Genomic DNA, 6,000 nt, shown 5'->3' with positions numbered 1-6,000 from the left:
TGAAAGGGATTGCACGATAGATTGTCCTGTATGAGCTGCAAGTTGAGCCGCCAACTGTACAAGCCGTTTGGTCCTTCGTACATCCCCTAATTGTGCGCGCTGAAAAATGCTTTGTGCCCAGAGTGATGGTTCACTTAAAAACATGGTATGTGGTATCTGAAACAAAAGGTCAGGATCAGATCAGGGTAATTGAAAATGGTTCAAAAAAATCCCTCGGGGCAAACCGAGGGATTTGTGTAGAAGAGACAGGCATGGGCAGGGCTTCAATCCATCTTAGATGACTTTAGGCTTGTAACAGCCTATTCATCTAGGAACGATTTTAAGATTTCTGAGCGTGAAGGGTGACGCAGTTTGCGCAGTGCCTTAGCTTCAATCTGACGAATACGTTCACGGGTCACGTCGAACTGTTTACCCACTTCTTCAAGTGTGTGGTCAGTGTTCATATCGATACCAAAACGCATACGCAGCACTTTCGCTTCACGGGCGGTTAGACCTGCTAACACTTCGTGAGTGGCGTTTTTCAAGCTTTCGCTGGTCGCTGAATCCAGTGGTAATTCGAGGGTAGTATCCTCGATAAAATCACCTAAATGCGAATCTTCATCGTCACCGATTGGGGTTTCCATGGAGATAGGTTCTTTAGCTATTTTCAATACCTTACGGATCTTATCTTCCGGCATCATCATACGCTCAGCCAGTTCTTCAGGTGAAGGCTCGCGGCCCATTTCCTGTAGCATTTGGCGAGAGATACGGTTCAGCTTGTTGATCGTTTCGATCATGTGTACTGGAATTCGAATAGTACGCGCTTGGTCGGCGATAGAACGGGTAATCGCCTGACGGATCCACCAAGTTGCATAGGTCGAAAATTTGTAACCACGACGGTATTCGAATTTATCCACGGCTTTCATTAAGCCAATGTTACCTTCTTGGATTAAGTCTAAGAATTGCAGACCACGGTTGGTGTATTTCTTCGCGATAGAAATTACTAGACGTAAGTTCGCTTCAACCATTTCTTTCTTCGCACGGCGTGCTTTGGCTTCACCGATTGACATACGACGGTTGATGTCTTTTATGGCAGAAATTGCTAAGCCGGTTTCTTCTTCAACTGCTGCAAGCTTGGTACGACAACGAATGACGTCATCTTCAACCATTCTTAGGCCTTCGGCATAAGGTTTCGTTGAGGCTTTCTCAGTGTTGAACCAATCGAGGTTGGTTTCGTTGCCAGTGAAGAATTTGACGAAGTTTTTCTTCGGCATTTTGGCTTGTTCAACGCACAGTTTTAACACTAAACGTTCTTGAACACGCACGCGGTCCATCATAGTGCGCATGCTTTTGACTAAACGGTCAAACTGCTTAGGCACTAAGCGGAATTCTTTGAAGATTTCGCCGATTTCGAAGAGGGCTTTTACAGATTCAGGGTGTTCACGGCCCTTAGCTTCGATAATTTTCAGTGCGCTTTCGTAAGCGGCTCTGAGTTGACCGAATCTTTCACGAGCTTCTTCAGGATCAGGCCCTTTGTTGCCTTCTTCTTCATCTTCGCTGTCATCGTCATCTTCTTCGTCATCTTCATCGTCCAGCTCTTCTTCAGATAATTCTGAGCCGATGTGAGTGGCCGTCGGGGCGACGTCATCTTCGTCCGGGTTTACAAATCCAGAGATAATATCAGATAAGCGCAGTTCGTCGGCTTCAAATTGGTCGAATTGCTCAAGGATCATAGCGATCGCTTGTGGATATTCGGCGACTGAACTTTGAACTGTGTTGATGCCTTCTTCGATGCGTTTGGCGATAACAATTTCGCCTTCGCGGGTCAGAAGCTCAACGGTACCCATTTCACGCATGTACATGCGTACGGGATCGGTTGTGCGGCCAAGTTCGCTTTCTACTGTTGCCAGTGCTGCGGCGGCTTCTTCTGCTGCATCTTCGTCTGTGTTGTCTTCCGACATCATCATGTCATCGGCATCGGGGGCTTCTTCGAACACCCGGATACCCATGTCATTTATCATCTGGATAATATCTTCGATCTGGTCAGAATCGACCATGTCTGCAGGTAAGTGATCGTTCACTTCTGCATAGGTTAAGTAACCTTGCTCTTTACCTTTGGCAAGCAACAGCTTAAGTTGCGACTGCGGAGTATGATCCATAGATATCATCCAAGTTGGGAAACTGTTACAACGACGGACACTTAGCATGAGCTAAGTGCCGCGCAAATCGTCAATTATAGCCGTGTGCACATATCTGTGCTAGTCACTGGGGTAGCGAATGAGGACATTTTTGCCTCAGTTTAACCCTTTCATGACTGAGATCAGCTTCGAGAGCTGCATCTTCTCTTCTTTTGTATGAGTCTGTTTTAGACTCAATTCCTGATATCGTTGTTCAATATATTGATTGTTCAACCAAACCAGGGTTTGTTTAAACTTTTCGAGCAAGTTTTCATCCGCCACTTGATGGTCCCATTGGGCCAATTTATGGAGAGTGCCGCTGTAGGGGTGCTCTCGGAATTGTTCAAGTAGTTGTGCGCTGTTTAACGTTTGCTCTCGAGTCATCTCCAATAACAGTGGCAGCAATTCTATGCCTGGCATCTGCAAGTGGGCGAGTGCGGGTTGTGGGGGTAAACCCATACCCAGTTTAGGATGTTGTACTAACAGTGCGATGGCGAGTCGCAATGGTGTACCGCGTCCTTTTAATCCTTTACTTGCCATTGGTTTAGCTTGTTTCACGCTAAAGCCTAGCTTCTTTTTCATATCTTCTGAGCTGTTCATTCCTAACTTGTGAGCTAAGTTCTCAAGCAGTAAATTTTGCAGCACAGTGTCTTGAATTTTTTCAATTAAGATAAAAGCTTGTTTCGCTAAGTTGCCTTTATCTGTACCGTATTTTGTCGCTAACGTGTCAAATAGAAACTCGGGTAGTGCAATGGCAGAGTCCATTAAGGTTTCAAATGCATCTTTACCAATTTTACGAACCATAGAATCAGGATCTTCGGCCTGAGGCAGGAACATAAATCGCACTTGATCGCCCGGCTTTAATAATGGCAATGCCGTTTCTAAGGCGCGCCATGCCGCTTCAGTACCTGCTCTGTCGCCGTCGTAACAGCAAATCACTTCTTTAGCGCTGCGCAGCAAAAGCTGAAATTGCTCTGCTGTGGTCGAGGTGCCTAATGATGCGACAGCATAATCGACGCCAAATTGCGCCAATGCCACCACATCCATATAGCCTTCAACGATCAGTACTTTGTCTGGATCGCGATAGCGCTGCTTTAGTTCATAGAGACCATAAAGCTCATTGCCCTTATGAAATATGGGCGTTTCTGGAGAATTCAAGTATTTGGGTGTGCCATCACCTAAAACTCTGCCACCAAAACCAATGACTCGTCCGCGCCTGTCGCGGATAGGAAACATGAGGCGGTCACGAAATCTGTCGTAACGTTTCCCACTGTCGTTGCTAATTAACATCCCCGCAGTCAGTAACTTATCCTGCGCATCTTGATTCTGACGATAGCGGCCCAATAAGCCATCCCAACCGTCTGGCGCAAAGCCAATACCAAAATGTTCTACTACATCATCGGATAAACCGCGATAGGCAAGATAATCGATAACTTTTTGTTTATCTTGGTGTTGTCTAAGTTGGTTTTGAAAGTAAAGGCTTGCTTCTTCCATGAGTTGATATAAGTCACGGCTTAAACCGTCATCATGTCGCTTGCCTGTGCCTTGTTCTCTGGGAACCTCTAATCCAAGCTGGCCCGCCAAATCTTCAATGGCATCAATAAAATCGAGTCGGTCATACTCCATCACAAAATCGATGGCGTTGCCGTGAGCACCGCAGCCAAAGCAATGATAGAACTGTTTATCACGGCTGACGGTAAACGAAGGTGATTTTTCGCTATGAAAAGGACAACAGGCCGAGTAGTTCTTACCCGCCTTTTTCAAGGGCACCTTACGATCGATAAGTTCGACTATGTCAGTGCGAGCGATTAGCTCATTGATAAAATCACGAGGTATTGCCATTGAGTGCTTAAAATCCCGCCTTGCGCGAATTTAAACAAACAAGCCGCGCATAGGCACGGCTTGTTCATACAGTGAAACGCTAATTATTGCAATTTAGCACGGATCATAGCGCCGATAGCGCCCATGTCTGCACGTCCTTGCACTTTAGATTTCAATGCTCCCATTACTTTGCCCATATCCGCCATGGCGGATGCACCTACTTCTACAATAGTTGCATCGATGAGCGCCGCGACTTCCGCCTCTGTAAGAGGGGTAGGCAGGAAAGCTTCAATAACTTGAATCTCTGCTGCTTCCACGTCGGCCAACTCGTTACGACCCGCTGCTTCAAATTGAGCAATCGAGTCACGACGTTGTTTCACCATTTTGGTTAAGACCGCTATAACCTGTTCATCAGTCAGAGATTCGCGGGTATCCACTTCAATCTGTTTGATGGCGGCTAATGCCATACGAATAGTGCTCAAGCGCGCCTTCTCTTTGGCGATCATGGCCTGCTTCATGTGGTCTTTTAGCTGATCAATTAGGCTCATATGAGATTAATATAAACGTACGCGACGTGCGTTTTCGCGAGAAAGCTTCTTAGCTAAACGTTTAACTGCAGCTGCTTTTGCGCGCTTACGTGCAGTAGTTGGCTTCTCGTAGAATTCACGAGCACGCACGTCGGCTAAAATACCAGCTTTTTCACAAGAGCGCTTGAAACGACGCAGAGCTACGTCGAATGGTTCGTTTTCACGTACTTTAATAATTGGCATACGCCATCACCCCTTAGGTGTAGGTTGTTCTGGTTCAATTGCTCGAACCAAGTCTATTTAAAATGGTGCGGAATTTTATACCGAGACACCTAGGCTTGTAAAGCCCTAAAACTGAGCTCAGTCCTATAGTGGACTCAATATGGCCTGTGCGACTGGAGTAATCGAGCGCTTGCAGGTAGAATTGGCGCCCTTTAGTTAGCAATTGATGAGACACCATGCGGGTTTTAGGTATTGAAACATCCTGTGACGAGACAGGTATCGCCGTCTATGACGATGAACTGGGCTTATTATCTCATACTTTATACAGTCAGGTTAAGCTGCATGCTGACTATGGTGGTGTGGTGCCTGAGTTGGCGTCGCGTGACCATGTACGCAAAATTGTGCCGCTTATTCGTCAAGCGCTGAAAGATGCGAATACTGAAATTGCTGATCTCGATGGGATTGCCTATACCAAGGGCCCAGGTTTGATTGGTGCTTTGCTTGTTGGCGCCTGCGTGGGGCGGTCACTGGCGTTTGCTTGGGACAAGCCTGCTATTGGTGTGCATCATATGGAAGGGCACCTGCTGGCGCCTATGCTTGAAGATGACGCGCCCGAGTTCCCATTTGTGGCCTTATTAGTCTCTGGTGGCCATTCTATGTTGGTTAAAGTCGATGGAATTGGCCGCTATGAAGTATTAGGCGAGTCTGTTGATGATGCTGCGGGTGAAGCGTTTGATAAAACAGCTAAGTTAATGGGGCTGGATTATCCCGGCGGTCCGCGTTTAGCAAAGCTTGCTGCTAAAGGTTTACCTGCAGGGTATAAGTTTCCGCGGCCTATGACCGATAGACCTGGACTCGATTTTAGCTTTTCGGGTCTAAAAACTTTTACCGCTAATACCATTGCTGCCGAACCTGACGATGAACAGACTCGAGCCAATATTGCTCGTGCTTTTGAAGAAGCTGTGGTTGATACGCTAGCGATTAAATGTCGCCGTGCACTGAAGCAAACAGGCTATAACCGCTTAGTGATCGCCGGTGGCGTGAGTGCTAATACGCGCTTAAGAGAAACCTTGGCTGAAATGATGAGCTCGCTTGGTGGACAAGTATTTTATCCCCGTGGTGAGTTTTGTACCGATAACGGCGCCATGATTGCCTTTGCAGGATTGCAGCGTTTAAAGGCAGGGCAGCACGAAGATTTGGCGGTAAAAGGTCAGCCAAGATGGCCGTTAGATACCTTGCCACCAGTGGCATAAAACGCCTTTGATGTTGATAGG

6 protein-coding genes are annotated in these 6,000 nt (G+C 46.8%); 1 reads left to right on the top strand and 5 read right to left on the bottom strand.

Features of this window, described 5'->3' with window-relative positions:
* The 5 genes from L5M18_RS07775 to rpsU all read right to left on the bottom strand — a co-directional run.
* A partial coding sequence (locus tag L5M18_RS07775; protein WP_263196006.1) for a transposase occupies nucleotides 1–144 on the bottom strand: 144 nt, incomplete at its 3' end.
* 155 nt (nucleotides 145–299) lie between these two features.
* Nucleotides 300–2,138, bottom strand: coding sequence for an RNA polymerase sigma factor RpoD (rpoD, locus tag L5M18_RS07770; RefSeq protein WP_105249892.1), 1,839 nt, complete (start codon nucleotides 2,136–2,138; stop codon nucleotides 300–302).
* Nucleotides 2,139–2,273: 135 nt separating this feature from the next.
* Nucleotides 2,274–3,998: a DNA primase gene (dnaG, locus tag L5M18_RS07765; RefSeq protein WP_105249891.1), complete on the bottom strand. Its 1,725-nt coding sequence runs from the start codon at nucleotides 3,996–3,998 to the stop codon at nucleotides 2,274–2,276.
* Between the two features lie 83 nt (nucleotides 3,999–4,081).
* Nucleotides 4,082–4,525: a GatB/YqeY domain-containing protein gene (locus tag L5M18_RS07760; protein WP_006080724.1), complete on the bottom strand. Its 444-nt coding sequence runs from the start codon at nucleotides 4,523–4,525 to the stop codon at nucleotides 4,082–4,084.
* A 6-nt stretch (nucleotides 4,526–4,531) separates the two neighbouring features.
* Complete coding sequence (gene rpsU, locus L5M18_RS07755; RefSeq protein WP_006080725.1) at nucleotides 4,532–4,747, bottom strand: 30S ribosomal protein S21; 216 nt, start codon at nucleotides 4,745–4,747, stop codon at nucleotides 4,532–4,534.
* Nucleotides 4,748–4,962: 215 nt separating this feature from the next.
* Between rpsU and tsaD the strand changes: the two genes are divergently transcribed.
* Nucleotides 4,963–5,979, top strand: a complete 1,017-nt coding sequence (gene tsaD / locus L5M18_RS07750; RefSeq protein ID WP_131523062.1) for a tRNA (adenosine(37)-N6)-threonylcarbamoyltransferase complex transferase subunit TsaD — start codon at nucleotides 4,963–4,965, stop codon at nucleotides 5,977–5,979.
* The last annotated feature ends 21 nt before the right edge of the window (nucleotides 5,980–6,000 follow it).

The organism is Shewanella sp. SM20, from assembly GCF_025654545.1.
Taxonomy (GTDB): Bacteria; Pseudomonadota; Gammaproteobacteria; order Enterobacterales; family Shewanellaceae; genus Shewanella; species Shewanella oncorhynchi.
The sequence above is the reverse complement of the archived record's forward strand: the minus strand, read 5'-3'. Positions and strand labels throughout refer to the sequence as shown.

Excerpts from the sequence above, each read along its gene's own strand:
- rpsU (WP_006080725.1), bottom strand. The coding sequence starts at position 4,747 with ATGCCAATTATTAAAGTACGTGAAAACGAACCATTCGACGTAGCTCTG.
- dnaG (WP_105249891.1), bottom strand. The coding sequence starts at position 3,998 with ATGGCAATACCTCGTGATTTTATCAATGAGCTAATCGCTCGCACTGAC.
- tsaD (WP_131523062.1), top strand. The coding sequence starts at position 4,963 with ATGCGGGTTTTAGGTATTGAAACATCCTGTGACGAGACAGGTATCGCC.
- L5M18_RS07760 (WP_006080724.1), bottom strand. The coding sequence starts at position 4,525 with ATGAGCCTAATTGATCAGCTAAAAGACCACATGAAGCAGGCCATGATC.
- rpoD (WP_105249892.1), bottom strand. The coding sequence starts at position 2,138 with ATGGATCATACTCCGCAGTCGCAACTTAAGCTGTTGCTTGCCAAAGGT.